The 26,396-nt window shown below is 65.3% G+C and carries 22 protein-coding genes and 1 riboswitch; of the genes, 12 read left to right on the top strand and 10 right to left on the bottom strand.

Going from position 1 to position 26,396, the window contains the following annotated elements; genetic code table 11:
- Nucleotides 1-227: 227 nt before the first annotated feature.
- The 3 genes from FAZ95_RS08210 to thiC form a co-directional block, all read right to left on the bottom strand.
- The gene (locus tag FAZ95_RS08210) at nucleotides 228-1,829 is read right to left on the bottom strand and encodes an L-lactate permease (protein WP_137331993.1); all 1,602 of its coding nucleotides are present in this window, start codon (nucleotides 1,827-1,829) and stop codon (nucleotides 228-230) included.
- Nucleotides 1,830-2,040: 211 nt separating this feature from the next.
- Entirely contained in the window at nucleotides 2,041-2,535 is a 495-nt protein-coding gene (locus FAZ95_RS39245; RefSeq protein WP_175425549.1) for a hypothetical protein, read from the bottom strand.
- 191 nt (nucleotides 2,536-2,726) lie between these two features.
- Nucleotides 2,727-4,658 carry a phosphomethylpyrimidine synthase ThiC gene (gene thiC / locus FAZ95_RS08220; protein WP_137331995.1) on the bottom strand — a complete coding sequence of 644 codons (1,932 nt, stop codon included), beginning with the start codon at nucleotides 4,656-4,658 and terminating at the stop codon, nucleotides 2,727-2,729.
- Nucleotides 4,659-4,729: 71 nt separating this feature from the next.
- Nucleotides 4,730-4,857, bottom strand: a riboswitch (TPP riboswitch).
- 219 nt (nucleotides 4,858-5,076) lie between these two features.
- Here thiC and FAZ95_RS08225 point away from each other — a divergent pair.
- From FAZ95_RS08225 to FAZ95_RS08240, 4 genes are all read left to right on the top strand, one after another.
- The gene (locus tag FAZ95_RS08225) at nucleotides 5,077-5,508 is read left to right on the top strand and encodes a hypothetical protein (RefSeq protein ID WP_137331996.1); all 432 of its coding nucleotides are present in this window, start codon (nucleotides 5,077-5,079) and stop codon (nucleotides 5,506-5,508) included.
- Between the two features lie 212 nt (nucleotides 5,509-5,720).
- A complete protein-coding gene (locus FAZ95_RS08230) occupies nucleotides 5,721-6,605 on the top strand; it encodes a DUF1223 domain-containing protein (RefSeq protein ID WP_137331997.1) in 885 nt (294 codons plus the stop codon).
- A 24-nt stretch (nucleotides 6,606-6,629) separates the two neighbouring features.
- A complete protein-coding gene (locus tag FAZ95_RS08235) occupies nucleotides 6,630-7,271 on the top strand; it encodes a cytochrome b/b6 domain-containing protein (protein WP_137331998.1) in 642 nt (213 codons plus the stop codon).
- A 29-nt stretch (nucleotides 7,272-7,300) separates the two neighbouring features.
- Nucleotides 7,301-8,101, top strand: a complete 801-nt coding sequence (locus FAZ95_RS08240; protein WP_137331999.1) for a molybdopterin-dependent oxidoreductase — start codon at nucleotides 7,301-7,303, stop codon at nucleotides 8,099-8,101.
- Between the two features lie 130 nt (nucleotides 8,102-8,231).
- Here the strand turns inward: FAZ95_RS08240 and FAZ95_RS08245 are convergent, their stop codons facing one another.
- Nucleotides 8,232-8,708, bottom strand: a complete 477-nt coding sequence (locus FAZ95_RS08245) for an Lrp/AsnC family transcriptional regulator (protein WP_137332000.1) — start codon at nucleotides 8,706-8,708, stop codon at nucleotides 8,232-8,234.
- 259 nt (nucleotides 8,709-8,967) lie between these two features.
- On the opposite strand from FAZ95_RS08245, the gene FAZ95_RS08250 reads away from it, so the two are divergent.
- The 7 genes from FAZ95_RS08250 (at nucleotide 8,968) to FAZ95_RS08280 (ending at nucleotide 18,680) form a co-directional block, all read left to right on the top strand.
- Nucleotides 8,968-10,026: a porin gene (locus FAZ95_RS08250; protein ID WP_175425683.1), complete on the top strand. Its 1,059-nt coding sequence runs from the start codon at nucleotides 8,968-8,970 to the stop codon at nucleotides 10,024-10,026.
- 92 nt (nucleotides 10,027-10,118) lie between these two features.
- Nucleotides 10,119-11,564 (top strand): amino acid permease, encoded by a 1,446-nt coding sequence (locus tag FAZ95_RS08255; RefSeq protein ID WP_137332002.1) that lies wholly within the window; start codon nucleotides 10,119-10,121, stop codon nucleotides 11,562-11,564.
- 380 nt (nucleotides 11,565-11,944) lie between these two features.
- Entirely contained in the window at nucleotides 11,945-12,643 is a 699-nt protein-coding gene (locus tag FAZ95_RS08260; RefSeq protein WP_137332003.1) for a response regulator transcription factor, read from the top strand.
- Nucleotides 12,640-14,073, top strand: coding sequence for a FecR family protein (locus FAZ95_RS08265; protein WP_137332004.1), 1,434 nt, complete (start codon nucleotides 12,640-12,642; stop codon nucleotides 14,071-14,073). The genes FAZ95_RS08260 and FAZ95_RS08265 overlap by 4 nt, the downstream gene beginning before the upstream one ends.
- A gap of 72 nt (nucleotides 14,074-14,145) precedes the next feature.
- The gene (locus FAZ95_RS08270; protein ID WP_137332005.1) at nucleotides 14,146-16,647 is read left to right on the top strand and encodes a CHASE2 domain-containing protein; all 2,502 of its coding nucleotides are present in this window, start codon (nucleotides 14,146-14,148) and stop codon (nucleotides 16,645-16,647) included.
- 87 nt (nucleotides 16,648-16,734) lie between these two features.
- Nucleotides 16,735-17,427 (top strand): DUF4136 domain-containing protein, encoded by a 693-nt coding sequence (locus tag FAZ95_RS08275; RefSeq protein ID WP_254699851.1) that lies wholly within the window; start codon nucleotides 16,735-16,737, stop codon nucleotides 17,425-17,427.
- A 332-nt stretch (nucleotides 17,428-17,759) separates the two neighbouring features.
- Nucleotides 17,760-18,680, top strand: a complete 921-nt coding sequence (locus tag FAZ95_RS08280; RefSeq protein ID WP_137332006.1) for an EamA family transporter — start codon at nucleotides 17,760-17,762, stop codon at nucleotides 18,678-18,680.
- 18 nt (nucleotides 18,681-18,698) lie between these two features.
- Here FAZ95_RS08280 and FAZ95_RS08285 read toward each other — a convergent pair whose 3' ends face one another.
- A complete protein-coding gene (locus FAZ95_RS08285; protein ID WP_137332007.1) occupies nucleotides 18,699-19,586 on the bottom strand; it encodes a LysR family transcriptional regulator in 888 nt (295 codons plus the stop codon).
- Nucleotides 19,587-19,679: 93 nt separating this feature from the next.
- On the opposite strand from FAZ95_RS08285, the gene FAZ95_RS08290 reads away from it, so the two are divergent.
- Nucleotides 19,680-21,299, top strand: a complete 1,620-nt coding sequence (locus FAZ95_RS08290; protein ID WP_254699852.1) for an MFS transporter — start codon at nucleotides 19,680-19,682, stop codon at nucleotides 21,297-21,299.
- Between the two features lie 111 nt (nucleotides 21,300-21,410).
- Here FAZ95_RS08290 and FAZ95_RS08295 read toward each other — a convergent pair whose 3' ends face one another.
- Genes FAZ95_RS08295 through FAZ95_RS08315 form a run of 5 tightly spaced genes read right to left on the bottom strand, consistent with a single transcriptional unit; the run spans nucleotide 21,411 to nucleotide 26,351 of the window.
- The gene (locus FAZ95_RS08295) at nucleotides 21,411-22,619 is read right to left on the bottom strand and encodes an MFS transporter (protein WP_137332008.1); all 1,209 of its coding nucleotides are present in this window, start codon (nucleotides 22,617-22,619) and stop codon (nucleotides 21,411-21,413) included.
- Between the two features lie 22 nt (nucleotides 22,620-22,641).
- The gene (locus FAZ95_RS08300; protein ID WP_137332009.1) at nucleotides 22,642-23,469 is read right to left on the bottom strand and encodes a phosphodiesterase; all 828 of its coding nucleotides are present in this window, start codon (nucleotides 23,467-23,469) and stop codon (nucleotides 22,642-22,644) included.
- Nucleotides 23,470-23,510: 41 nt separating this feature from the next.
- The gene (locus FAZ95_RS40680; RefSeq protein ID WP_137332010.1) at nucleotides 23,511-24,563 is read right to left on the bottom strand and encodes an ABC transporter ATP-binding protein; all 1,053 of its coding nucleotides are present in this window, start codon (nucleotides 24,561-24,563) and stop codon (nucleotides 23,511-23,513) included.
- 33 nt (nucleotides 24,564-24,596) lie between these two features.
- On the bottom strand, nucleotides 24,597-25,469 hold the full coding sequence (locus FAZ95_RS08310; RefSeq protein WP_254699896.1) for an ABC transporter permease: 873 nt from the start codon (nucleotides 25,467-25,469) through the stop codon (nucleotides 24,597-24,599).
- Nucleotides 25,470-25,526: 57 nt separating this feature from the next.
- The gene (locus FAZ95_RS08315; RefSeq protein ID WP_137332012.1) at nucleotides 25,527-26,351 is read right to left on the bottom strand and encodes an ABC transporter permease; all 825 of its coding nucleotides are present in this window, start codon (nucleotides 26,349-26,351) and stop codon (nucleotides 25,527-25,529) included.
- Nucleotides 26,352-26,396: the final 45 nt, after the last annotated feature.

Here is a 26,396-nt window from a genome sequence, read left to right on the forward strand (position 1 = left end):
CGCCGCCGATATTTCACGCTGCGATGAAACAGCAAGAAACGGCAAAAAGCGGGCCAATTTCGCTACGAATGGGCTTGCAAAAAAACGCGCAGCCGATTGCGTGAAACGGCCGTGCCAGAAGGGTTTGCGACGGGTTGACGAGGAAGAGGGGGCCGGTCTGCGCAGTGAGTCTCGGTGAAGGGAGAATGTAGCGCAAACCGACGTGGAACGACCCGGATATTGCCGCGTCAGTGCGGCGGAATCATCCCGGTCAACACGTTCTGCTGCAGCCACACGAGGATGCCGAGCACCACCGTCAGCAGGATCGAGTGCTTGAATGTCTTCGCGAATACGAGACCTTCCTTGCCTTTGAGCTCGGTGGTCGCGACGCCGGTCGAAATGTTCTGCGGCGAGATCATCTTGCCCATCACGCCGCCCGACGAGTTCGTCGCCGCCATCAGCACCGGGTTCAGGTTCGCCTGATGCGCGGCCACCACCTGCAGATTGCCGAACAGCGCGTTGCCCGACGTATCGCTGCCCGACAGGAACACGGCGACCCATCCGAGGAACGCCGATACGAGCGGGAAGAACGCGCCGACCGAGGCCACGCCGAGACCGAGTGTGTAGTTCAGCCCCGAGTAGTTCATCAGATAGGCAAGGCCGACGATCGTCGCCACGGTGACAATGGCGATGCGCGTTTGCACCCAGGTATCGACGATCGCGTTGAAGAACTCGCGAACCGGGAGCCTGACGATGAATGCGGTGATGATCGACGCGACGAGAATCGCGGTGCCGGTCGCAAGCGGCTGGAAGTCCCAGATGGCGCCGTAGGGCGTGTTGTACAGGGTGATGTAGACCGCTTTATCGAGGCCGGGCCACGGCACCTTGATGTCGCCGATCGCAAAGATCTTCGCGATGGTCCAAACGATGACGACCGCCGAGACGACCAGCCAAGGAATCCACCCCTGCCAGCCGCCGACCTTGCCACGCACTTCGCCCACGCGATCGACATTCACTGCGAACTGCGCGTCGGCGGCCGGTTTCCAGACGCGCAAGAAGCCGATCGTGAGGATCAGCGACACGAGCGAGGACAGCACATCGGTCAGGCTGTAGTTGATGTAGTTGGACGTGACGAACTGCGTGAGCGCGAAGCTCGCGCCCGACACTAGCAGCACCGGCCAGATTCGCAGCATGTTACGAACGCCCGCGTACACGGCAATCACGTAGAACGGCAGCAGCAGCGCGAAGAACGGCAGTTGCCGGCCGACCATCTTGCCGAGCGAGTCGACGGGCAGGTGGGTGACCGCGCCGAGCACGGTGATCGGCACGCCGAGCGCGCCGAACGCGACCGGCGCGGTGTTGAAGATCAGCGTGAAGGTCAGCGCCTCGAGCGTTGGGAAGCCGAGCAGGATCAAGAGCGAACTCGTGATCGCAATCGGCGTGCCGAATCCGGAAATGCCTTCGAGCAGCGCGCCGAACGAAAAACCGATGACGACGAGCACGATGCGCCGGTCGTTCGGCAGGTTGTCGATCATCCACATGCGGAACGCCGCGAAGCGGCCGGAGCGCTGCGCGATGTTGTAGAGCACGATCGCGTTGAAGACGATCCACATCACCGGCCAGACCGCGAACACCGCGCCCGCGACGACCGAGTTGATCGCGAGGCCGACCGGAAACTGCCAGCCGGCGATCGCGATGACGAACCCCACGACGAGGCCCGCGAGCGATGCCTGCCATGCGGGCCGCCGGGCCCAGCCGAGCAGGACCAGTACGACGACGATGGGGAGGATCGCTACGATGAACGATGGCAATAGGGCATTGCCGATCGGGGTGAGCAATTGATGGAACATCTCGGCTCCTTCGTTGTTGTTCGATGCCGGTTGTGTGCCGCTGAACAGGTTTTTGGCCTGTTGGTCTCTTGGTCTTTTACCGCGCTTCCAAGCATAGAAGGCGAAGCGGCTCAGTCAAGACGGGTAAGTACGGCCTTAATGAATGCGCGGGGGAGGGATCGACGGGTGCTGGAGCGGGCCCGGTCAGCCGGCTGGACGGACGCTGCGAAGCTCAGTGGCCGTGCCACCCGCCGCCGCCATGCCAGCCGCCGCCGCCGCCATGCCAGTAGCCGCCGCCGTGCCAGCCGCCCCAGCAACAGCCGTGGCCGCCCCACCAGCCGCCGACGCCGATCGAGATGGACGGTCCTCCCCAATACGGGTAGCCGTAGTAGGCGGGGTAGGCCGGGTACGCCGGATAGTACGCGGGGTACGCCGGATAGTACGCGGGGGCTGCGTAGTAGTAGCTGCTTGGAACATCCGCGACGGCGTACTGCGCGGGCGGTGCCTCCGCATAGGCGGAGGCCGGCGGAGGAGGCGGCTGGTTCGGCGGCGGAGGATGGGCTGCGGCGCTCGGCGGGGGCGCGACCGGCACCGCTTGCTGCGTTGCGGCAGCGGGCACGGTCGGATAGTAGTAGCCGCCGTATGGATCGTATCCGTAGGGTCCGTAGTAGCATCCGGCCAGCGACACGGCGCCGGCAAGTGCCGTCGCGGCTAATTTGACACTCATGACACGCGCTTCCTTGAATCGAAACGTCCCGCTGACCTGGCGCGAGGCGGACGTCGTGCGAGCACTGTACGCCAATGCCGCAGCGGCGGCACGGCGTGCCGGTTACGGATCGTTTCAAGCGTGCGTGCATAAGCAGCAAAAAGCCCGCACGAGGCGGGCTTGTTGTCTCAGCTCGGTTCAAGCGGCAGCGTTCACTGCTTCTGATAGATCTCCGAGCCGCTCTTGACGAACTCGACGGCTTTCACTTCCATGCCTTTCTTGAGCGCCACGTCCTCCGTGATGCCCTGGGCAGCCGCGAACTCGCGCACGTCCTGAGTGATCTTCATCGAGCAGAAGTGCGGGCCGCACATCGAGCAGAAGTGCGCGACCTTCGCCGAATCCTTCGGCAGCGTTTCGTCGTGGAATTCGCGCGCCTTGTCCGGATCGAGGCCGAGGTTGAACTGGTCTTCCCAGCGGAACTCGAAGCGCGCTTTCGACAGCGCGTTGTCGCGCACTTGCGCGCCAGGATGGCCTTTCGCCAAGTCCGCCGCGTGGGCCGCGAGCTTGTACGTGATGATGCCTTCCTTCACGTCGTCCTTGTTCGGCAGGCCGAGGTGCTCCTTCGGCGTCACGTAGCAAAGCATCGCGGTGCCGAACCAGCCGATCATCGCCGCGCCGATGCCCGACGTGATGTGGTCGTAGCCCGGGGCGATATCGGTGGTGAGCGGCCCGAGCGTGTAGAACGGCGCCTCGTCGCACCAGTCGAGCTGCCGATCCATGTTCTCTTTGATGAGCTGCATCGGCACGTGGCCCGGGCCTTCGATCATCACCTGCACGTCGTGCTTCCATGCGATCTGCGTGAGCTCGCCGAGCGTCTTCAATTCGCCGAGCTGGGCTTCGTCGTTGGCGTCGTAGATCGAGCCGGGACGCAGGCCGTCGCCGAGCGAGAAGCTCACGTCGTAGGCCTTCATGATTTCGCAGATGTCTTCGAAGTGCTCGTAGAGGAAGCTTTCTTTGTGATGCGCGAGGCACCACTTCGCCATGATCGAGCCGCCGCGCGAGACGATGCCGGTCATGCGGTTCGCCGTCAGCGGCACATAGCGCAACAGCACGCCCGCGTGGATCGTGAAGTAGTCGACGCCTTGCTCGGCCTGTTCGATCAGCGTGTCGCGGAAGATTTCCCAGGTCAGGTCTTCGGCCTTGCCGTTGACCTTTTCCAATGCTTGATAGATCGGCACCGTGCCGATCGGCACCGGGCTGTTGCGGATGATCCATTCGCGCGTTTCGTGGATGTGCTTGCCCGTCGACAGGTCCATCACCGTGTCGCCGCCCCAGCGGATCGCCCACGTCATCTTGTCGACTTCCTCGCCGATGGAGGAGGTCACCGCTGAATTGCCGATGTTCGCGTTGATCTTCACGAGGAAGTTGCGGCCGATGATCATCGGTTCGCTTTCCGGGTGATTGATGTTCGCGGGGATGATCGCGCGGCCGCGCGCCACTTCCTCGCGCACGAACTCAGGGGTGATCTCGGTGAGCGCGTTCGGGCCGAAGGCCGCGGCGCCGAACGCCTGGCCCGGGTGCTGGCGGCCCATCATCGCGGCGAGCTTCGCGCCGTTCGGGCCGCTCGCCTTGAGGCTCTCGAGGTACTCGGCGCGGCGCTGGTTCTCGCGGATCGCGATGAACTCCATTTCCGGCGTGATGATGCCGCGGCGCGCGTAATGCATTTGCGACACGTTGGCGCCCGCTTTGGCGCGGCGCGGCGTGCGGTGCAGGCCCGGAAAACGCAGTTGCGCGGTGGCCGGATCGGCCGCGCGCTCGCGTCCGTACTCGCTCGTCAGGCCCGGCAGCGTTTCCGTGTCGCTGCGCTCGTCAATCCAGTTCTCGCGCAATGCGGGAAGACCCCGGCGTACATCAATCTTATTTTTGGGATCAGAATACGGGCCAGAAGTGTCGTACACGTAGATGGGGGGATTCTTTTCCCCGCCGAAGGCAGTCGGCGTATCGGCCTGAGAGATTTCGCGCATCGGCACCTGAATGTCGGGGCGCGATCCGGTCACATAGACCTTTCGGGAGTTCGGCAACGGCTCGACGGCGGCAGCATCCACGTGCGCGTCGGCGGAAATGAATTTGGGGTTGGCGTTCATGCATATCTCCTGATGTGGGTTGCTAAGCAGGAGACGAGAGGAAGGTAGGGCAGGTTTGGCGCGGTGAACTGCGGTGAAGCCCTTACGCATCCCTGCGCTGGCATTATCCAGATCAGGTTCAAAGGGTATTTCTCACCCGCGCAACGCCATTGCTATGAACTATCAGCTCTAGCGCAACACAGGACCCCCGCGTTAGCAGCGCACAAGATACACCGGGTCGCCGCAGGTTGGCAACCGGCAATCTTGTAAGTGTGGAAGCGCGACGGTTGGATGTCTTCAGAGTTTTGATGCGGTACCGATAAACAGTTGTGAACAACCATTCAGCCGCCAAGCGGCATTCAACCGGGAGTCCATGATGCGCGTGCGTACCTTTCACCCCACGACCCTGATCGCCACGGCTTTGTGTGCGGCGGCTGCCGTGACAATGCCGATGCTGGCGGCGGCCGGCCCGACGAGCGGATCCGGCGGCACTATCACGTTTATCGGCAGCATCGTCGAGCCGGGTTTCGACATCAGCAGTGCGCCGATCGGGCCGGCCGCGAAGGGGGGCGCGCTGGAGGCGATCCGCACGAGCAACGGCGTGCAGCTGACGTTCGCGGCGCCGAATGGCGGGGTGCCGGGCGCGGACGTGTCGTTCGTCGCGAACGACGCCGCGCGCTCGACGATCGGACCCAACGTCAAGGACGATGTTGTGACGCGCTTCGTCGACCCGAAAGGGCGAGCCTTTCCGTGGCAGCCGGGCGGGAGCTATCACCTGAGCCCCGAGGGTGGGGTGCTGTCGTTGACGGTGCCGCACGGTGGTCCGCAGACCGCCGCCAAGCCGGTCACGATGGTCATGAGCTATAACTGACCGGGCGGCGATCCGAGGGCGGCCATCCGTCGGGCGGCGCTCCGCGGGGCGGCCATCCGACGGGTGCCGCACCTCGGGGCGGGCCTCCGAGGTGCGGCTGTCCGGGGGGCGCCGTCCGCGCGGTCGTCCCCTTTTTAAAAATATCGCCGGCGCTGTCATCTCTTTTGCGTGCGCTCGACTAACGTACATTTCGTAGGTCGAGGAGCAGCATCATGCACACTAGGACACGCACGACAACGATATGGCGGTGGGCGGCATGGGCGATCGCGCTGCCGCTTTCGCTCGGCGCAAACGGACTCGCTCTGGCAGGCGTCGCGTGCAGCGCGCACAGTCCCGCGCATCGCGTCGCGCTCGTCGAGCTTTACAGCAGCGAAGGATGCAGCAGTTGCCCGCCGGCCGATCGCTGGCTCAGTCAATTGCATGGCGGCAGCCCGGGCGCGGACATCGTGCCGTTGGAGTTGCACGTCGACTACTGGAACCGCCTCGGCTGGACCGATCGCTTCTCGCAGCATCGCTTCACCGAGCGGCAGGAGAATCTCGCCGCTTTTGCGGGCGGCCATCTGATCTATACGCCTGAAGTGTTTGTCGCTGGCCGCGAATTGCGCGACTGGGGCGCGTCGGACTTCGACGGGCGTCTTCGCGAACTGGCGGCTCAGCCCGCGCAAGCCGATGTGGCGATTCGCCTTGCGCCGGTTACGCCTGGCGCGGCGAGTCAGGCGGGCGGGGCGAGCGGCGCGGGTTCAGGGGCCGCGGCCGCGGTGAATCCGCAAGGGCTCGGCGTCGACGCGCAATTCACCGCGCGCTCGACTGCGCCGCGCACGCTGAACGCCTACGTCGCGGTCTATGAGAATCAGCTCAGCTCGCAGGTCGACGCGGGCGAGAACCATGGCGCGACGCTGCATCACGACCGCGTCGTGCGCGCATGGCTCGGGCCGGTGCCGCTCGTCGGCGGCGTCGCGCGGATTCGGCGCAACGTCGTGGTTGCCGCGGACGCCAGCGATACGGCGTCGCCCGGCCGCTTCGGCGTCGCCGCGTTCATCGAGGACGCGGCGACCGGCGACGTGTTGCAAGCCGCCGATCTGCCGGCTTGCCGTTAACTTCGGCCGACATGGGAGGCCACGATGTCCACATCGCATGCTCGCGCGAGACCCGCCGAGACGCTGCACCAACGGCGCGACGCGCCCGTTCATCCGGCCTGGGTCCGCATCACGCACTGGCTCAACGCGCTCGCCGCGATCACGATGATGCTTTCGGGCTGGCAGATCTACGACGCGTCGCCGATCTTCTCGAGCTTCATGTTCCCGCCCAAGTTCGCGCTCGGCGGCTGGCTCGGCGGCGCGCTGCAGTGGCACTTCGCGGCGATGTGGCTGCTCCTCTTCAACGGGATCGTTTATCTCGTGCTGAACGTCGCGAGCGGCCGTTTCTTTCGCACGTTCTTTCCGCTTTCGCCGCGCGCGGTGATCCGCGATCTCGCGAGCGCGCTGACCGGCAAGCTGTCGCACGCGGATCTGCGCCACTACAACGCGGTGCAGAAGCTCGCTTACCTGGTCGTGATCATCGACTTGATCGTGCTCGTGCTGTCCGGCCTCGCGATCTGGAAGTCGGTGCAGTTTCCGCTGTTGCGCGAACTGATGGGCGGCTACGATTCGGCGCGCGTCGTGCACTTCTTTGCGATGTGGGTGTTGTTCGCGTTTCTCGTCGTGCATCTCGTGATGGTCGCGCTCGTGCCGCGCTCGCTGATCGCGATGCTGCGCGGCCGATAACACATTAGGACGATAGGCGGAGGTCGATCATGGTGAATCCAACCGATCCCAATTTCGCAAAGGATGTGGCAGGCGTCAGCAAGCTCGACCGCCACGCGATCCTGACCGACGCGCGGCGCGAACTCGCCTTGCCGTCGCGCCGCGCGTTCGGCAAGCGGGTGCTGACGCTCGGCGGTCTTCTGATGCTGACAGGCTGCTCGCTGACCGACGACAAGTCCGTCAACGCGTTTCTGTTGAAGGTGTCGAGGATGAACGACCGCGTGCAGGCGTGGCTCTTCGATCCGAAGCAACTCGCGCCGACCTACACCGAAGCGCAGTTGACGCGGCCGTTTCCGTTCAACGCGTACTACGGCATCGACGACGTGCCCGACGTCGACGGCAGCGACTTCAAGCTGCAGGTGGGCGGTCTCGTCACCGGCAAGCGCACGTGGACGCTCGCCGAGCTGTACGCGCTGCCGCACGCGGAGCAGATCACGCGCCACATTTGCGTGGAAGGGTGGAGCGCGATCGGGCATTGGGGCGGCACGCCGTTTGCGGATTTTCTGCGGCGCGTGGGCGCGGATACGAGCGCGAAATACGTCGGCTTCAAATGCGCGGACGACTATTACGAGAGCATCGACATGCCGACCGCCCTGCATCCGCAAACCCTCCTCACCTTCCAATACGACGGGCAGACGCTGCCGCCGCAGTACGGCTTTCCGATGAAGCTGCGCATGCCGACCAAGCTCGGCTACAAGAACCCGAAACACATCATGGAGATCTTCGTGACTAATACTTACCCCGGCGGCTATTGGCCCGACCAGGGGTACAACTGGTTCGGCGGGTCCTGAAAAGCGCAGGCAGCTCAAGCGCCAAGCGCCGATGAAATCCGATCGAAAACTCGATTAGCGGCGGGGATTCCGCAAAGTGCCGTGCAAGTCGGAACGTCTCGTGCGGGCGTTTGGAAACCGTTTTGGCGATTTACGAAGGCTGGTTCGCTAGGTCCAGCACCGAGCCATCGCGCTTCAGTGTCGCTAGAACAATGTTGGAATTGATCGACATGACCCCCGTTGCACGATGCAGGCGGTTCATGACGAAATCGGAGAAGTGATCGAGACTGCGGGCCCGCACCGTCAGCACGTAGTTCGATGCGCCTGTGACGACTTGAGCGGCGATCACTTCCGGCCATTCCCGAATCGCCTTGACGAACGTGTCGTGCCAGCCGTCGACGTCTGGTCGCATCGACACGTGCACCAGTGCCTCAAACTCGACGCCAATACTCTTTGGCGCGATCACGCACCGGTAGCCCTCGATAATTCCGTGCTCCTCGAGCAGTTTCACTCGCCGCAGACAGGCGGACGGCGATAGCGCGACCGCGTTCGCGAGATCCTGATTACTGATGCGCCCGTCGCTTTCGAGCTGACGGAGGATGCGTATATCGGTGCGATCGAGGATCATATCGAAGAATCATTCAAAAGTTCGATAGCAATTCGAAGATTCTAGCACTCGATAGCGATTCGAAGCACGCTTACTGAAGCACATTTCATTTTTTCGGCGCTAGCATGCTGTCAGAGATTTAACGGGGAAGCCAACCGGTGCTGGTTTGCCGCTTATGGTGAATGTTGCGGAGGTTTTTCTATCAAGCTTTCGCATTCCTGAATTTTTGCCGATTAACAAAGAGAGAGTGAGTGGGGAGAAGTGGGTGAATCATTTTGGAATGCTGAAATTTGGGGTGGTAATTGGCGGCGCCGTCTCGGTTAGCGCGTTTGCTCAGAACGCCGTCACGTTGTATGGCATCGTCGACCAGAGCATCCGGTACACGACGAATGCCGATGCGGCGAACGGCAGCATGTGGCAGATGGCAAACGGGGCTATCACCAATAGCCGGTGGGGATTGAAGGGGTCGGAGGATCTGGGCAATGGCTTGAAAGCGATCTTCCGTCTGGAAAACGGTTTCGAGCCGCAGAACGGGGAGATGGATAGCAACCGGCTGTTCGGCCGCTATGCCTACGTTGGACTGTCCGGCGGCTTCGGCACCGTCGAAATGGGCCGGCAGACCACGGAGGGTTTCAATCTGTTCGGCGATCTCGATCCGCTGACCGTCGGAAACTACACGGCCAACATGTGGCCGTATTTCCTGACGCAGGGGTATGCGAGCAACGTCGTCAGCTACAGCAACACGATCTCCGGATTGAGCGTCGGGGCGAGCTATGGTTTCGGGGGGCAGCCGGGCAGCCTGACCGAAAACTCGTATTGGGGCGTTCGCTCCGAGTACACGCAAGGAGCGCTGACATTGGGCGGCGTGTACCAGCAAACCCGTGACATGCAGAGCCATGCCCAACAGATGTGGGGTGTGGCCGGCCGCTACGTCGTCGGACCTGCGTCGATCTTTCTCGGCTACGTCGGCGGCAAGGACGCGACGGGAGAGATCGATCGGGACTTCCTGAACGATCCGAGCCGCACGGTCACCTATGGGTCGTTCGTCGACCATCCGCGCAAGGACACCATCGGCTATACCGGCATCGTCTATAGGGTCGATCCGGCGATTACCGTTACGGGCGCGTTCTACTACGACACCATCAAGAACGTGAACGGTATCGGCGGTAACAGCGGTAAACGCTACACCGGTGTGCTCGAAGCCGAATACGCCCTGTCCAAGGGCACTCAAGTGTACGGCACGGTCGATTACAACAAGGTCTCGGGCGGCGCCGTTACCGAACTGCCGGGTAGCAGCCACCAGGCGGGCGTGGCGATGGGTATGCGTCACATTTTTTGACCGGCAACGGCGGGCTTTGTGCAGCAAGCGCGAGGCGTCGGCGGCAACACCCGATGCCCGCGTCCAATATCAAGAGTTGGAGGAGAGTTTCAATGAGTTCGGAAGGGCAATTCCAGAAGATTGCCGCACGTGAAGAGGGGCTTCGGCGCACTCTGAGCGCCCGGCAGATGACGATGATTGCAATCGGTGGCGCAATCGGAACCGGCTTGTTTCTCGGCAGTGGTTTCGCGATCAGCTTTGCCGGGCCCAGTGTATTGATCAGCTATGGGATTGGCGCGCTGATCTCTCTACTGCTGATGGGTTGTCTCGCGGAAATGACGGTCGCTCATCCCACGTCGGGCTCGTTCGGGGCTTATGCCGAGCACTACTTGAGCCCGTGGGCGGGCTTTCTCGTGCGCTACGCGTATTGGGCGTGCATCGTGCTTGCGGTCGGCGCCGAGGTGACGGCCGTCGCGCTTTACATGAAGTACTGGTTTCCCGCTGTACCGGGCTGGATGTGGATCGTCGGATTCTCGAGCGTGCTCGTGCTGGTCAACGCGCTGAGCGTCAATGTGTTCGGTTCGGTCGAGTACTGGTTCTCGGTCGTCAAGATCACGGCCATCGTTGCTTTTATCGTGATCGGCGGCTACGTCGTGTTCGTGAATCCGTCCCTGGTGGCGGGCACGAACGACGGCGTCGGTGCGTCGGTGGCGGGCTTCCATCACTACGTCGACCATGGCGGATTTTTCCCCAAGGGCGTCTGGGGGATGTGGGTCGCGGTCATCGTCTCGATCTTCAGTTACCTGAGCATCGAAATGATCGCGGTAGCCGCAGGCGAGGCGCAAGATCCGGAGCGGGCTGTGACGCGCGCATTTCGCTCGACGATGGTTCGCCTGGTGCTGTTTTATCTGGTCACGCTTGCGTTGATGCTGGCGATCGTGCCGTGGACCGTGGCCGGTCGCGACGAAAGCCCGTTCGTCAAGGTCATGGCCGCGGTTCATATGCCGGGTGCGGCAGGCGTGATCAATTTGGTCGTGCTGGTCGCGGCGTTGTCGGCGATGAACAGCCAGCTCTACATCACGACCCGCATGATGTTCAGTCTTGCGCGTGCAGGCCATGCGCCGCGCGGCCTAGGTGAAGTCAACAGCAGGGGCGTGCCTCTCAGTGCGCTATTGCTGTCGACGGCGGGTATCGCGGTGGCGACGATCGTGAGCGTCGTCTACCCGGACGCGTCCTTTACCATCATGATGGCGATCTCGATGTTCGGCGCGATGTTCACCTGGATGATGATTTTCGTCACGCACTACTTTTTTCGCCGAGCCTGGACCCGTAGCGGCCGTCGTGCGCCCAGTTTCCGGATGCCGGGATTCCCGCTGCTGACGCTGCTTGGTGCGGGGCTGATGCTTGCCACCATGGTGACGACGTATTTCACGGCCGAGTTTCACATGACGCTGATTTTCGGCGTGCCGTTCCTGATCCTGCTGAGCGTGCTGTATTTCGCGTGCTTTCGACGCCAGCCGGCGTTGACCCAGGCGGGGGACCCGTCCCGCCGCGCTTGACTCGGCACTGAGGAGATCGTCGCGCGCGCCGGGAGGCGCACGCGGCTTTCCTCTTGTTTGTCAGCCGGCGCTCATGGACATTTAAAGATGTGTGCCGTCTGCACGCCGGATCTGACAATCTTTAAACGTTTCCGCGTTGCGCACTTCTTATACTGTGCTGTACCGGAAATAGCGCGCGTTAATGTAATAGAAAGCTTTCGAATGTGACTGGATCAACAAAAAAGTCATAACACTTTTTCGCTTATCATGAAAAAGCGGATCGCCGCTGTAACCGGGGGGCCCGAATGCAACTCATTTTTGAGATGCTCGGTCGGTGAGCCGGCGATAACGGGCGCACAGGCAAAAAAACTACGAATAATGAAATGGTGTCGCGGAGTGCTATGAGAATCGCAGTACTGGATGACGATCCGGCGCAGACCGATTTTGTTTGTCAGACGCTGGCAGCGGCGGGACATGTTTGTCACGCATTTGGAGAAGGGCGCGCACTCGTGAAGCAGTTGCGCCGCCAAACGTTCGACTTGCTCGTGCTCGACTGGAACGTGCCCGACATGTCCGGCGAAGACGTGCTGAACTGGGTCCGGCAGAGCGTATCGGACCGCTTGCCGGTGCTCTTCATGACGAGCCGCAGCCGCGAGACCGACATCGCGTCGATGCTCAACACCGGCGCCGACGACTACGTCGTCAAGCCCGTGCCGGCCTCCGTGCTGCTCGCGCGCGTGGGCGCGCTGCTGCGGCGCGCCTATCAGCTCAATCCGGCCGTGACGAGGGAAGTCTTCGGCGAATATGAGTTCGACCTGAGCGCCAAGCACGTCCTGGTGAAGGGCGCGGCGGTGACCCTCACGCAAAAGGAATTCGAGCTCGCGCTGTTGCTGTTCCAGCATTTGAGTCGGCCGTTGTCGCGCGCGCACATCCTCGATGTGATCTGGAAGCAGGCCGTCGACATTCCGTCGCGCACGATGGATACGCACGTGTCGATGCTGCGTGCGAAGCTCGGGCTGCGTCCCGAGAACGGCTACCGGCTCACGCCGATCTACGGCTACGGGTATCGCCTCGAGCGTCTCGAACAGGAGGGCGCGTGAGGCGCGCGAGCCGGGCGGCGTCAGCGCCGCAGCGGCTCGCACGGTCTTCGAAGCGCGCGGCGCTCGCGGGTTTGATCGCGACGCTCGCGGCTTGCGGCGCGCAGTCCGCCGACGCGCACCAGCCGAGCGCGTCCGCTGCTGCCGCTCAATACGCCCCCTACGTGACGAAGACGGGCGACAACCTCTTCGATATCTCCGACCGCTATCTGCGCGATTCGAACGACTGGCGCGTGCTCGCGCGGCTCAATCGCGTTTCCGAGCCGCGCCATCTCCCGCCCGGCATGACGTTGCGGCTGCCGGTCGCGCTGCTCAAGCGGACGAACCTGACGGCGAGCGTCGTCGCGATGAGCGGGCCGGTCGAGCGTGCGTTTCGCGACGGTCCATTCCTGCCGCTGACCGACGGCGCGACGTTGACCGAAGGCGACCGCCTGCGCACCGGGGACAACGGCTTCGTCACGCTGGAGCTGGCCGACGGCTCGCACTTGTCGCTGCCGTCGAACAGCCAGATCGATCTCCATACGCTGCAGCAGACGGCGCTCACCGGCACGACGGTGCGTCACTTCGAGCTCAAGCGCGGCGAAGTCGATAGCGAGGTCACGCACGCGACGCGCAAGGACGACCGCTTTCAGATCCGCTCGCCGTCGGTGGTGGCCGGCGTGCGCGGCACGCAGTTTCGCGTGGACTATGACGACGCGCAGCAGGCGACGGCGGTCGAGGTGCTCGACGGCACGGTCGGCGTAGACAGGGCGAGCGCCGCGGCTCAGCGCGATGCGATGGCCGCCGAGCAGCTCGTCCATGCGCGCTACGGCAGCGTCACGCGAGCGACGGGTGGCGTCGGCGGGCCAATCGCATTGCTTGGCGCGCCCGCGCTGACGAATCCCGCGAAAGTGCAGGACGATCCGGCGGTGGCGTTCGACTTGCAGCCGCTCGCCGGCGCCGCGCGCTACCGCGTCGCGATCGCGCGCGATGCGGGCGTGCTCGATCGGGTGCGCGACGAACGCGTCGACGGGCCGCACGCATCGTTTGCCGATCTGGCGGACGGCACGTATTTCGTGCGCCTCTCGGCAATCGACGCGAACGGTCTCGAAGGACTGCCGCAGACCTATGCGTTCGAGCGCCGCTTGACCGGGCTTTCGACCTCGGCCGCGCGTCGCGCCGGCAGCCGCGACTTCGAATTCCGCTGGCTCGTGAGTCAGGCGAACCAGGCGCAGGCCAACCCGCAGGCCAAGACACGCTTCCGTTTCGTGCTCGCCGCCACGCCGGACTTGCAGCATCCGATTGTCGATCGCGTCGACCTCGACGCCGGGCATCTCGTCGTCTCCAATTTGCCGGCGGGCGTCTACTATTGGACGGTCGTCGCCGAGCAATTCGAGAACGGGAAGTTCTATGAAAAGGGCAGTCCGGTGCAGTCCTTCACGCTGGCCTACTAGGTGAGTTTCGATCTGCTGAGGGCCCGCGCGCTTCATGCCGCCGGGCTCAGAAGACCGGTCGGGCGCCGCTTCATGATCGAGTGGTTCGGGATCGGCTGTCTCGGTGTCGCGGTGGTCGTGCTCGGCTCGGTTTGGCACATGAGCGCGAGCATCGACAGGATCGTCTACGACCGCTTCCTGGTGTGGCGTCCAGTGCCGGTCGCGTCCGGCATCGCGATCGTGAAGATCGACAATGCGAGCATCGATCGGCTCGGCCGCTGGCCGTGGCCGCGCAGCGTGCACGCTCAGCTGCTCGACGCGCTCGCGAAAGCGCGGCCCGCGGCGATCGTCTACGACGTGCTGTTTACCGAGCCCGAAGCGAGCGACGCGCAGTTCGCGAAGGCAATCGGGCTCACGCCGACGTATTTGCCGCTGCTGCTTTCTCCTTCGGCGAACGATGGCAGCCGCAGCGCGACGCTGCCGGTTCCCGCACTCGCGAAAGCCGCTGCGGCGCTCGGCCATATCAATCTCGAAGTGGACCCCGATGGCATCGTGCGCAGTGTCGCGCTATTCGAGGGCGATGCGGGCATGCGTTGGCCGCAACTCGTCGTGCCGGTCTACCGGGCGCTCGCGGATGGCGCGCTGAAGGCGGCGTCCGTGACGCGGCCGGCGCGCGACCGGCTCGGCATCGCGGCAAGCGAATATGCCGGCGCGGACGTAAATGCAAACACAAGCACAAGCGCAAGCGGCGCCGTCTCCGCGCAAGCCGCCACGACAGACGAGAGGCGCTTCCTGATCCCGTTCAGCCGCCTCTCCGGCGACTACACGAGCGTATCGGCCGCGAGCCTCTTGGCGGGCGAGGTGTCGCCCGACGCGCTCTCCGGCAAGATCGTCTTCATCGGCGCGACGGCCTCGGGTCTGTTCGACCGCTTCGCGACGCCGGTATCGGGCGAACTCGGCCCGCTGCCCGGCGTGCTGATCCACGCGAACGTGCTCGACGCGCTCGTCACGGGGCGCGAGATCGAGCCGGCCCGCGCAGGGTGGGTGTGCGCGGCGGCGATCGTGCCGCTCGCGGCGCTGCTCGCAGGGTTCCTGTTCCTGTCGCCGTGGCGCTCGCTGTTGCTCACGGCCGGACTCTGCGCGGCGGTGACTGCGGTGAGTGCCGCGCTCCTCTACGGCGCGCGCGTGTGGATGTCGCCGGTGCCCGCGATCGCCGGGCTCGTGGCCGTCTATCCGCTATGGAACTGGCGCCGGCTCGAAATGACGATGTCGTACCTGCGCCGCGAATTGCAGCGTCTCGCCGACGAGCCGTATCTGCTGCCCGAAGCGCCGGCTGGGCACGACGGCCTTTCCTCGTCGTCCGGTCACCTCTCGCGCCGCGAGCCTGCGAAGCGCGGCGCCTATGGCAAACCCGGCAGCGAATTCGGCGGCGACGTGCTCGAACGCCAGATCGCGCTGATGGCGCAAGCGTCGCAGCGCGTGCAGGACATGAAGCGCTTCGTCTGGGATAGCTTGAACAGCGTGCCGGAGCCGATCCTCGTCACCGACCGTCGCGGCGTCGTGCTGATCGCCAATCACGCGGCGCGCGCGCATTGCGCGGGCCTCGGCGCACCGGCGCCGGAAGGCCGGCCGATGCAAGAGGCGCTCGCGGGCCTCGCCTTCGTGAAGTCGATCGACGACGACGTCGACGCGGAAAGCTTCGCCCGCGCGCACTGGCCGGCGCTGCTCGACCCGACGCAGCAGGCGCACGCGCACCTGCTCGAACGCGGCATCGAGGTGCGCGACGCCAACGAGCGCGATCACCTGCTGCGCTGTGCGACCTGTACGAACGCGCACGGCGAGGCGACCGGCTGGATCGCGGGCCTCGTCGACGTGACCGCGCTGCATGCCGCCGAACGCCATCGCGAAGACGCGCTGCGTCTGCTCTCGCACGACATGCGCTCGCCGCACGCATCGATTCTCGCGCTGGTCGAGACCGAGCGGGCGCGGGTCGAATCCGAGCGCACGCGCGAGCTGCTCGCGCGGATCGAGCGCTACGCCGAGCGCGCGCTCACGCTCGCCGACGATTTCGTGCAGCTCGCGCGCGCCGAATCGCAGGCATACGTGCTGGAGCCGGTCAGCATGATCGAGCTGGTGATCGACGCGAGCGACGAAGTCTGGCCGCAGGCGAACGCGAAACAGATCCAGCTCGATACGCGGATCGACGGCGAACCGCTTTGGATCTGCGTCGACCGTTCGTTGATGACGCGCGCGCTCGTCAACGTGCTGGCCAACGCGGTCAAGTACAGTCCGCAGCAGACGCGGATCACCTGCACGGTCGATGGCGACGCGGCAGGCAAGCACGTGCGGTGCACGATCCGCGATCAGGGCTACGGCATTCCCGAGGAGCAGCAGCGGCATTTGTTCGAGCGGTTCAGACGGTTTCAGAGCCCGGGGCAGCCGAACGTGAACGGCACGGGGCTCGGGATGGTGTTCGTGAAGACGGTCGTCACGCGCCACGGCGGTCACGTCGACATCGACAGCGCGCCGGGCAAGGGCACCGCGTTGACGATGACGCTGCCCGCGTTCGACGACACCGCGCCGGCGGCGGCATGAACGCTGTCTGTCGTCGCCAATGTCGCCAATCGCATGATGCATGAAGGTGCCTTGGATGGGCCGCGCAACTATCGGAGTCGAAACCAAGTGAGCAACGTGAAACGCTTTTTTGTCTGCGCTGCGTTCGCTGCGGCGATGTTGTCCGGCTGCGCCGATGTGAACACCGATGTGCGCGCGTCGGGTGTGCCGGCTGGGTTCGGCGGCGAGCGGACGTATGAGCTGGTGCGGGCGCCGTCGCAGGGAGAGAGTCCGCTGCAAACGCAATACGAAGCGCTCGTGCGCGACGAACTGGCGCAGCGTGGATTCGTGGGCGGCCAACCGTCCGACGGACAGGCGTCAAGCGCTACCGCGCCAGCTGTCGCTGCGCAAGCGCAAGGACAAGGCGGCGACGCTTCGTCGCAGGCCGCCGGCCACGCGCGCTACCTCGTTTCGCTCGCCTACGAGACGCATCCCGCCGCGGTGCGCGCCGCGAACGGCGAATGCGCGAGCGCCGGTTGCGGCGATTCGTCTTCGAGCGGCTTCTCGTGGCCCGGCATGCACCCGTTCGTCCACTCGCTGACCTTGCGCTTCTTCGAGCGGGCGACTGGCCGCGAAGTCTATCGGGTGACCGTGTCGACCCGCGATCACGACGCCGACCCGCTCCACGCGAGCCCCTACTTGGTCAAGAGCGCGTTCGCCCAATTGCCGTTTGCCGATCACGAGGCATGGCGCGTGAAGCTGCATCCGGGAGAGGCGGGCGCGATGCCCGGCGTCGTGTCCGTCAAGCCGGTCGAACCGTGAGTCGAGCCGCGAATCGAACGGTGAGTCGAGTTGTGATGCGTTTAGGGTCGGTAACGTCACCGACTGTCGTCAGCAAACATCATTTACATTTCTTTCAGCTCGGCTCGACGTTCCTTTGCGATTCCTTATTGCATAATGCTGCCGGTACACGACGGGCGTCTAACGGCGCCCGTCATCTCTTTATCGGTCGCGAATGGCGGCCTTCTTGCTCTATCTGTTCGACATGCCGTCCTGCCTTACCCGGTTTGCCGCGTCCGCGACGCGGCGCACGCGCTTGAGCCGTCTGGTGACGCCCGCGCGTGCTGAACGCTCACCGGTCCGGGCTTAAGCGCATGACACCGCGTTTTTCTCTTCCCAATCTTCGTTTCCGCCTGCGTTTGCCGCAATCGCGCAGCGGCCAGATCGCGCTCGCGCTCGCCGTCGTCTATCTCGTCTGGGGATCGACCTACCTCGCGGTGCACGTCGCGCTCGAATCGTTTCCGCCGCTTCTGCTCTCCGGGCTGCGCAATCTGTTTGCCGGCATCGGCCTCTTCGTGCTCGCGGTGCGGCGCAGGCCCTCCATGCCGACGCTGCTCGAAGTGCGCAACGCGGGGATCGTCGGCACGATGCTCGTCGGGCTGTCGAGCGGGTTGCTCGCGCTCGGCATGCGCAGCGTCGGCACCGGGACCGCGGCCGTCATGGTCGCGACCGTGCCGCTGTTCGCAACGGTGATCGCGGCCGTCGCCGGACGGCAGATCGCCAAAGGCGAGTGGGTCGCGGTCGGCCTCGGGCTCTTCGGGATCGTCGTGCTCAACCACGGTGACGCGTCGCCGAGCTCGACGCTCGGCACCATCGTGATTCTCGGCGGCGCGCTCTTCTGGGCGGGCGGCGCGCATCTGGCGGGACGCCTCGCGCTGCCGTCCGACCTGTTTCTGTCGACGGCGCTGCAAATTGGACTCGGCGGTGCGATGTCGACGATCGTCGCGTGGGTCGTGGGCGAGCGGCTTCTCGCGATCGAGTTCTGGCCGGTCGTCTCGTTCCTCTATCTGATGCTGGTTGGCACGATGCTGGCCTATATCGCGTACGGATTCCTGATCCGGCACACGAGCCCGATCATCGCGAGTAGCTGCATGTATGTGAATCCGGTCGTCGCGGTCGCGCTCGGGGCGCTGATCCTCGGCGAACCGGTCACGCGCTGGACTGTGATTGCGACCTGCGTGATTCTCGCGAGCGTCGCGCTGTCGTTCTGGTTCGACCGGCGCAAGGCCGGCTGATTGCGCTCGAGGGCGGCTCTACTGCCGCCGTTGCTTCGCATAGTTCAGAAACGCGCGCACAGCAGGCGCGCGCTCGTGACGCCGAAATGCCAGCGCGATCTCCGAGACGATCGGTTTGCCGCTGATGGGCCGATAGACGACACCCGGAAGCACCACGCAGTCGCTGATCGTTTTCGGCACGACCGCCACATAGCCGCCGAGCGCGACGCAGGCCACGACGGCAACCAGCGAGCCCGGCCTTGGCCCCAGCTGCGGCTGGAAGCGCCCCCGGCGCCCGACTTCGAGCGTGCCGAACGCCTGCTCGGGCAATGCGAAGCAGCAGTCGCGCAATTGCGCAGGCGGGACGCTGGAGGAGGCGGTCAACGGCGAGTCGTCGGGTACCGCAAGGACGAACTCGTCGCGGTGCGCCGTCAATGCCTGGATGCCTTCGGGGTAATGCATCGGCGGCCGCACGTAGGCGACATCGAGCTGGCCGTCTTCCAGCATGGCGGGCACGCGGTCCATGACGACTTCGCTCAGCGCGATCTCGATGCGCGGATTGGCTTGGCGAAAGGCGCGCAAGGTGGTCTGCAACACGCCCGCGAACGCAGCCGACGCGACGTAGCCGACTTCAATCCGTCCGAGCTCTCCGCGTTCCGCCCGCTCGGCAAGCTCCTGGCCGCGCTCGAGATGGGCGAGGGCCGCGAGCGCTTCCGGCAGATAAGCCGAGCCGGCATCCGTCAGCGCGACGGAACGCTTGGTGCGATGGAACAGCCGCACTTGCAATAGCTGTTCGGCCTCCTGAATTTGCCGGGTCAGGTAGGGCGGGGCGACGTCCAGTTCTTCCGCGGCGCGTGCGAAATGAAGGTGTCTCGCGACGCAGACGAAGGCGCGGATGTGGCGGAGCTCGAGTTTCACAGTATTCATTTTTTCGTGAATAGTGTTGTCAATTTACGCTAATGACAGGAAATAGAGCAATCACTAGGATGGTTGGCTCCGATTTCCTCTTCAAAGCGTTCCATGTCTCAAGCAACAGAAGACAACCTCGTGCTGCCAATGCGCACGGCGCACGAAGCGCCGCCTATTGACGCGCGAGCGCCGGCGGCCGAGAGCGGTCCGGCCGATCGATCCGCCGCGCGCCGCGTGCTGGGCATTGCTTCCGCTACGTGCGCGGTCATCGTCCTCGACACGAACGTCGTCGCGGTTTCGTTGCCATCGATCGCGCGCTCGTTTCATGCGGGCTTCGCGGACGTCGAATGGGTCGTCAGCGCCTACATGGTGGCGTTCGCGTCGTGTCTGCTCGCCGCGGGCGGTTTCGCCGACCGCTACGGGCGCAAAAAGCTCATGACGCTCGGCCTCGGCGTGTTTTTCATAGCGTCGCTCGGCTGCGGGCTGGCGCCGAGCGTGGGGTTCCTGAACGTCGCGCGGGCGGCGAAAGGCGTGGGCGCGTCGATGCTGCTGACGTCCGCCCTGGCCGTGATCGCCAACACGTTTCGCGACGGACCCGAGCGCGCTCGCGCCTGGGCGGTCTGGGGCATGTGCATGGGCATCGCGACCACGGTCGCGCCGCTCGTGGGCGGCGTGATTACGCAGTGGATCGGCTGGCGCTGGATCTTTCTGCTGAACCTGCCGATCTGCGCGGTTCTCGTGTGGAGCGTGCGGCGGTTCATCGGCGAATCGCGCAACCCGAACGCCGGCCCGATCGACGTGGCGGGCAGCGTGCTCTTCGGCGCATCGCTCGCGCTCGGCATTTGGGCGCTGATCGGCACGCAGCGGGACGGCTGGAGCAGCGTGAACACGGTGGCCCGTCTCGCCGGGTGCTTCGTGCTGCTGATCGCGTTCGTCCAGTTGGAGAGGCGCCGCTCGCACGCGATGATCGATTTGGCGCTGTTCCGCCAACCGCGCTTCGTCGCGGCGGTGCTCGCGATGTTCGGCTATGCCGCGTGCGCGCAGGTCATGATGACGTTCTTGCCGCTGTACTTGCAGAACGCGTTCGGCTGGCCTGCCGTCAGCGCGGGCGTCGGCATGCTGCCGTTCGCGCTCGCGATGATCGCCGGCCCTCGTGTCGGAGCGTGGCTCGCCAAGCGCATGTCGAGCATGGCGTTGCTCACGATCGGCCTTGCGACGATCGGCATCGGCAACGTGCTGACCGCGTCGGTCGCCGGCGGGGCGAAGTACGCGCTCGTCGCGCTCGGCATGATCGTGACCGGATGCGGCGCGGGGATTTTGAACGGCGATACGCAAAAGGCCATCATGGCCTGCGTGCCGGCTGACCGGACCGGGATGGCGTCGGGCATCAGCACGACGACGCGCTTTACCGCGATCGTCATGTCCGTCGGCGTGCTTGGCGCGGTGCTCGCGGCGCAGACGCGCGCCGCGCTCGACGCTCGCTTGGCATTGGCGCCGCACGCGCAAAGCGCGTTGAGCGCGCACTTCATGTCGCAGCTCTTGGCGGGCGATGCGTCGCGTGCGATATCGCAGCTCGCGCCCTCGGCCCGGGAGGTGTTGTCGACGGCGGCGCCGGCGAGTTTCGCGAGCGGCTTCGCGGCGTCGCTGAGCGCGGCGGGCGTCGCCGCGGTCTTGATTGCAGCGGCGGTGTGGTTCTTGGCAGGCAGGGCCGGCGCGGGACGACATGACTGACGGACGGCGCGATTGGTACGGGTGCCATCACTGGTAAGCCGCAAAGCGCAATCCGGTGTCCGTCAGGCAGGCAGGCACCGGAAAGCCGCCGACGCGCTTGTTACTCGCCTCCTAAGCGCTTTGCCGCACGGCGGCCGGCTCGCGCCGCGAGTGCGCCCATGCGGCGAGCGCGGCGAACAGGAAGCCCGCTATACACACGCCGACCCACCCGAAATTGCGCCACGCGACAGCGCCCGCTGCGGACCCGGTCGCGCCGCCGACGAAGTAGCACACCATGAACACCGTATTCACGCGGCTGCGCGCTTCGGGCTTGAGCGCATAGATGCGCGACTGATTCGAAATCTGCGCGGCCTGCACGCCGATGTCGAGGACGATCACGCCGGCGACCAGTCCCGCGATGCTCGCGCCGGAAAATCCGAAGATCACGAACGCGATGGCCACGAGCCCGATCGACAGCGAGATGATCGCGTGCGGTCCACGCTTGTCCGCGAAGCGCCCGGCGAGCGGCGCCGCCATCGCGCCTGCCGCGCCGACAATGCCGAACAGGCCCGCTGCCTGCGGCCCCATATGAAACGGCGCGCCCGCAAGCAGCAACGTCAGCACCGACCAGAAGAGGCTGAACGCCGCGAAGATCGCCGCGCCCGTGAGCGACGCGGCGCGCAGGCCATGCAATTCGACGCAGAGGTGCCACATCGAGCCGAGCAGCTTGCCGTAGGGCAGCGTCGAGGTCGGCTTGCTGCTCGGCAGGCGGATCACGACGACCACCGCGAGCACGATGAGCGCCACGACCGACGTGCCGAACACCGCGCGCCAGCCGAAGTATTGCGCGACGAAGCCCGCCGCCGTCCGCGCGAGCAGAATGCCGAGCAACAGGCCGCTCATCACGGTGCCGACCGCGTGTCCGCGTTGTGATGCCGGCGCGAGTTCGGCGGCGAACGGCACGGCTTGTTGCGCGATCGTCGACAGCACGCCGATCGCGAGGCTCGCAGCGGCCAGCACGGTGAGCGACGGCGCCGCGGCCGCGGCGATCAAGGCCAGCGACAGCCCCGCGATTTGCAGCAGGATGATGAGCCGCCGGTCGAAGCGATCGCCGAGCGGCGCGAGAAAGAACATCCCTGCCGCGTAGCCGAGCTGTGTCGAAGCCGGTACCGCGCCGATCCACGGCGCGCTTGCCGGAAACGACGTGCGCAGCGCGTCGAGCAGCGGCTGGTTGTAATAGATGTTGGCGACCGAGACGCCCGCGATCGTCGCGAGCAACAGCAGCATGCCGCGCGAATAGTGGATCGAGGCGTCCGAGTGGGCGGAATGGTCGGCGGACATAAGCGAAGCGAGCGGGTCTTCGTCAGTCGATCAGCGCGCCCGTCGGCTCGTAGAACGGATACGGCCCATCGGCTTCGTCGACATAGGCGTGATGCGTGACGAGCCCCGTCGCCGTGTCGTAGCGATGCAGCGCGAAGGCGGGCGGCTCCATGCGGAATGCGGACGGCGCGTCATCGCGCAAATCGAGCGCCACCTGATGGGCGGGGGAGGGGATGGCCGAGGCGATGGTCCCGCCGAAGCGCGCGAACATCGCCCGGTGCACGTGTCCGCACAGCACGCGCTCGACGTTCGGATGGCGGCTCACGATCGCGGCGAGCTTGTCGGCGGCGGCTGCGTCCAGACGCAGCCGGTCCATATGGCCGATGCCCGATACGAACGGCGGATGGTGGAGTGCGACGACGACCGGCCGGCCAGCCGCGGCGTCGAGCTGTTGCGAAAGCCACGCGAGCCGTGCGTCGCACAGGTCGCCGGCGCTTTGGCGCGGCACCTGCGAATCGAGCGCGATCACGCGCAGCGGGCCGATATCGATCGCGTACTGCACGAACTCGCCGCCTTCACGCAACTCGGCGCGCTCGGCGAACACCTCGCGCAGTGCCGCGCGATCGTCGTGATTGCCGATCAGCAGGTAATACGGAATCTGCAGCGCGTCGAGCAGCGATTTCAGATGAACGTACTCCTCGGCGGTGCCGTGATCCACGAGGTCGCCGGTCACGAGCACCGCGTCGGGACGCGGCTCGAGCGCGTTGAGACGCGCGATGCAGCGCGCGAGAAAGGTGGCGGTATCGACGTGCTGATAGGCGAGCGCGCCGGGCCGTTTGATGTGCAGATCGCTGATTTGAGCAAGCAGCATGTGGGGTTCTCTCAGAGTGTTTGTCGTGATGATGCGGCGTGCTACGCAAGCGCGATCAACCCTTCAGGCGCGATCGCAATTCCCACCGCCGTGCCGCGCGCGAGCTCGATGCGGCCCGCGACATCGATGAAGAGCGCATCGGGCGCCGCGCCGCCGATCGTGAGCCGCGTGCGCTCGCCGAGAAACGACACCGCCTCGATCGTGCCGCGCAACTGCGCGCCGGCCGGGTCGGCGAGACGCGCGTCTTCGGGACGGAAGAACAGCTCGGGCGCCTGAGTCTCGCGAACGGCGCGAATGCCCTGATCGAGCACGATGCTGCCGCCGGTCGTCTCGAACGCGCCGTTTCGCCATTGTCCTGCAAGCCGGTTGATCGTGCCCACGAACTGCGCGACCGTCCGGTTCGCGGGCCGGAAGTAAATGTCGCGCGGTGTGCCGATCTGCTCGATGCGGCCCGCGCTCATCACGACGATGCGGTCGCCGAGTTCCATCGCTTCGGCTTGATCGTGCGTCACGTAAATCGTCGTCACGCCGAGGCTGCGCAAAAGCGTGTTCATTTCGCTTCGCAACGTGTCGCGCAGGCGCGCGTCGAGCGCGGTGAGCGGCTCGTCGAGCAGGAGCACGCGCGGCTGCAGCGCGAGCGCGCGAGCCAGCGCCACGCGTTGCCGCTGACCGCCCGAGAGCTGGTCGATCGGCTTATCGGCGTGCGCATCGAGCCGCATCATCGCGAGCAGCTCGTCGACGCGCTGGCGCGCGACGGCCGCATCGGTCTTGTTGATCTTCAGGCCGTAGCCGATGTTGCCGCGCACGGTCAGGTTCGGAAACAGCGCGTAGCTCTGGAACACCATGCCGACTTGCCGGCGCTCGATCGGCAGGCGCGTCACGTCGTCGTCGCCGAAGCGCACCTGGCCGCCCGCGTCGGGCGTTTCGAGGCCGGCGATGATGCGCAGCGTCGTCGTCTTGCCGCAGCCGGAAGGCCCGAGCAGCACGAGCGTTTCGCCGGCGCCGATCGCGAGATCGAGCGGCTCGAGCACGCGCGTGCCGCGAAAGGTCTTCGCGCATTGCGTGAGCGTGATGGGAACGGGAGCGAGTTTCATCGTGGTCGGGTCGTTCGAAAGCGATCGAAGAAATCAGGAGGCGCTGGACGTCCGGCGTTTTTTGCGGGGCTTCCTGGCTAAGCCGCGCTGGCCCGTCGCATCGACGCCGAGCCATTGCATCGCGACGAGCAGCGGCATCGTCATGATGAAAAAGAGGATCGTATACGCGCTGCCGACTTCGATACGCAGCGACGCGTAGGTATCGGCGAGGCCGACCGGCAGCGTCTTCGTATCGGGCGTGTGCAGCATCCACGTCAGGTTGAATTCGCCGATCGAGAGCGTGAGCACGGCGAGCGCGCCCGCGACGATGCCGGGCCGCACGTTCGGCAGCACGATCGTCGTGAAGCGTTGCCAGAAGGTCGCGCCGAGGCTCGCCGCGCCTTCTTCGAGCGTGCGCAGATCGGAACTCGCGGCCACGGCGGCCACGGCGCGCACCATGAACGGCAGCGTGAACACCACATGGCCGACGACGATGAACGCCGCGCTCGTGCGAAACGCGGTCATGCCGCCATAGAGCACCAGCAGCGCGAGCGCCGAAGCGAGACCCGGCAGCGCGATCGGCAGCACGAGCAGTTCTTCGACGATGCGCGATGCGCGTGTCTTGCTGCGCGCGAGCGCGTATCCGGCGGGCACGCCGATGACGAGCGTGATGATCAGCGTGGCGGCCGCGATTTCGAGCGAGAGGAACACCGAGTCGTGATACTGCGTCCACACTTGTTCGAGCCACCGCAGCGTGAGTCCGCTCGACACGCCGCGGAAGTAGTTCACGGTCAGGCCCGCGAGGATCGACATCACGACCGGCACGATCAGGAACGCGCAGATCAGGAGCGTGACGGCCCATTGACCGGCCGCGAGAAGATGGCGCAGCGAGAAGCCGTCTTTGACGCGCAGCATCGCGCGGCGCATGGCGGAGGCTTCGGCGGGCGTTTCCAGCAGCGTGCTCATCGATTCGATCCCTCGCCCTTAAGCCGTGGCCGCAACCGCGGAACCCGTCACATTGCGTGCAATGGCCAGCACGAGCCAAGTCACCACACCGAGCACGATCGACAACCCCGCTGCCGTCACCATGTTCGCGTTCAGCGTGAACTCGGTGTAGATGGTCATCGGCAGCACGTCGATATCGGTCGCGAGTGTGAACGCGGTGCCGAACGCGCCCATCGCGGTCGCGAAGCACACGGCGCCCGCGGCGATGAGGCCAGGGGAGAGCGCGGGCAGCACGATGTCGCGCATGATCTGCCACGGCGACGCGCCGAGCGAGCGCGCGGCTTCCTCGAGCGAGCGGTCGAGCTTCGTCGCGGACGCCATGACGGTCACGATCACGCGCGGAATCGAGAAATAGAGGTAGCCGAAGAAGAGGCCGGTCATCGAGTAGGCGAACACCCACTTGTCGCCGGTGAGCCGCAGCGACAGCGCGCCGATCAGCCCTTGCCGCCCCGCGAGCATGATCACCATGAAGCCGACCACCACGCCCGGAAACGCGAGCGGAAACGTGAGCAGCGCGAGCAGCGTGCGCTTGCCGAAGAATTCGCGGCGCGCGAGCAGGAGGCCCGAGGTGACGGAGAGCGCGAGCGTGGTGAGCGTCACCGCGGCGGACAACACGACCGTCGCGCCGAGGCTCCTCATGTAGCGCCCGTTGGCGAGCAGCGCGCGGTAGGTGTCGAACGCGTGGCCGTCGGCGCTCACCTGGACGAGCATGCCCATCGGCAGCAGCCAGAATGCGGTGAAGACGGCCAGCGCCGGCGCGATCAGCGCGATGCGCCAGCGCAGCGGAAACGTGATGTCGTGCATGGGAAAGGACGCTTCAAAGGGCGGCGGCAGGGCGCCGTGCGGGTT

The sequence above is a fragment of the Trinickia violacea genome (genome assembly GCF_005280735.1).
GTDB lineage: Bacteria > Pseudomonadota > Gammaproteobacteria > Burkholderiales > Burkholderiaceae > Trinickia_A > Trinickia_A violacea.

Bases quoted from the DNA above. Each gene is read 5' to 3' on its own strand.
- FAZ95_RS08300 (WP_137332009.1), bottom strand. From the start codon at position 23,469: ATGCTGCTTGCTCAAATCAGCGATCTGCACATCAAACGGCCCGGCGCG.
- FAZ95_RS08210 (WP_137331993.1), bottom strand. From the start codon at position 1,829: ATGTTCCATCAATTGCTCACCCCGATCGGCAATGCCCTATTGCCATCG.
- FAZ95_RS08235 (WP_137331998.1), top strand. From the start codon at position 6,630: ATGTCCACATCGCATGCTCGCGCGAGACCCGCCGAGACGCTGCACCAA.
- FAZ95_RS39245 (WP_175425549.1), bottom strand. From the start codon at position 2,535: ATGAGTGTCAAATTAGCCGCGACGGCACTTGCCGGCGCCGTGTCGCTG.
- FAZ95_RS08260 (WP_137332003.1), top strand. From the start codon at position 11,945: ATGAGAATCGCAGTACTGGATGACGATCCGGCGCAGACCGATTTTGTT.
- FAZ95_RS08230 (WP_137331997.1), top strand. From the start codon at position 5,721: ATGCACACTAGGACACGCACGACAACGATATGGCGGTGGGCGGCATGG.
- FAZ95_RS08310 (WP_254699896.1), bottom strand. From the start codon at position 25,469: ATGCGCCGCGCGATGCTGCGCGTCAAAGACGGCTTCTCGCTGCGCCAT.
- FAZ95_RS08245 (WP_137332000.1), bottom strand. From the start codon at position 8,708: ATGATCCTCGATCGCACCGATATACGCATCCTCCGTCAGCTCGAAAGC.
- FAZ95_RS08315 (WP_137332012.1), bottom strand. From the start codon at position 26,351: ATGCACGACATCACGTTTCCGCTGCGCTGGCGCATCGCGCTGATCGCG.
- FAZ95_RS40680 (WP_137332010.1), bottom strand. From the start codon at position 24,563: ATGAAACTCGCTCCCGTTCCCATCACGCTCACGCAATGCGCGAAGACC.
- FAZ95_RS08270 (WP_137332005.1), top strand. From the start codon at position 14,146: ATGATCGAGTGGTTCGGGATCGGCTGTCTCGGTGTCGCGGTGGTCGTG.
- FAZ95_RS08285 (WP_137332007.1), bottom strand. From the start codon at position 19,586: ATGAATACTGTGAAACTCGAGCTCCGCCACATCCGCGCCTTCGTCTGC.
- thiC (WP_137331995.1), bottom strand. From the start codon at position 4,658: ATGAACGCCAACCCCAAATTCATTTCCGCCGACGCGCACGTGGATGCT.
- FAZ95_RS08290 (WP_254699852.1), top strand. From the start codon at position 19,680: ATGTCTCAAGCAACAGAAGACAACCTCGTGCTGCCAATGCGCACGGCG.
- FAZ95_RS08295 (WP_137332008.1), bottom strand. From the start codon at position 22,619: ATGTCCGCCGACCATTCCGCCCACTCGGACGCCTCGATCCACTATTCG.
- FAZ95_RS08250 (WP_175425683.1), top strand. From the start codon at position 8,968: ATGCTGAAATTTGGGGTGGTAATTGGCGGCGCCGTCTCGGTTAGCGCG.
- FAZ95_RS08240 (WP_137331999.1), top strand. From the start codon at position 7,301: ATGGTGAATCCAACCGATCCCAATTTCGCAAAGGATGTGGCAGGCGTC.
- FAZ95_RS08255 (WP_137332002.1), top strand. From the start codon at position 10,119: ATGAGTTCGGAAGGGCAATTCCAGAAGATTGCCGCACGTGAAGAGGGG.
- FAZ95_RS08280 (WP_137332006.1), top strand. From the start codon at position 17,760: ATGACACCGCGTTTTTCTCTTCCCAATCTTCGTTTCCGCCTGCGTTTG.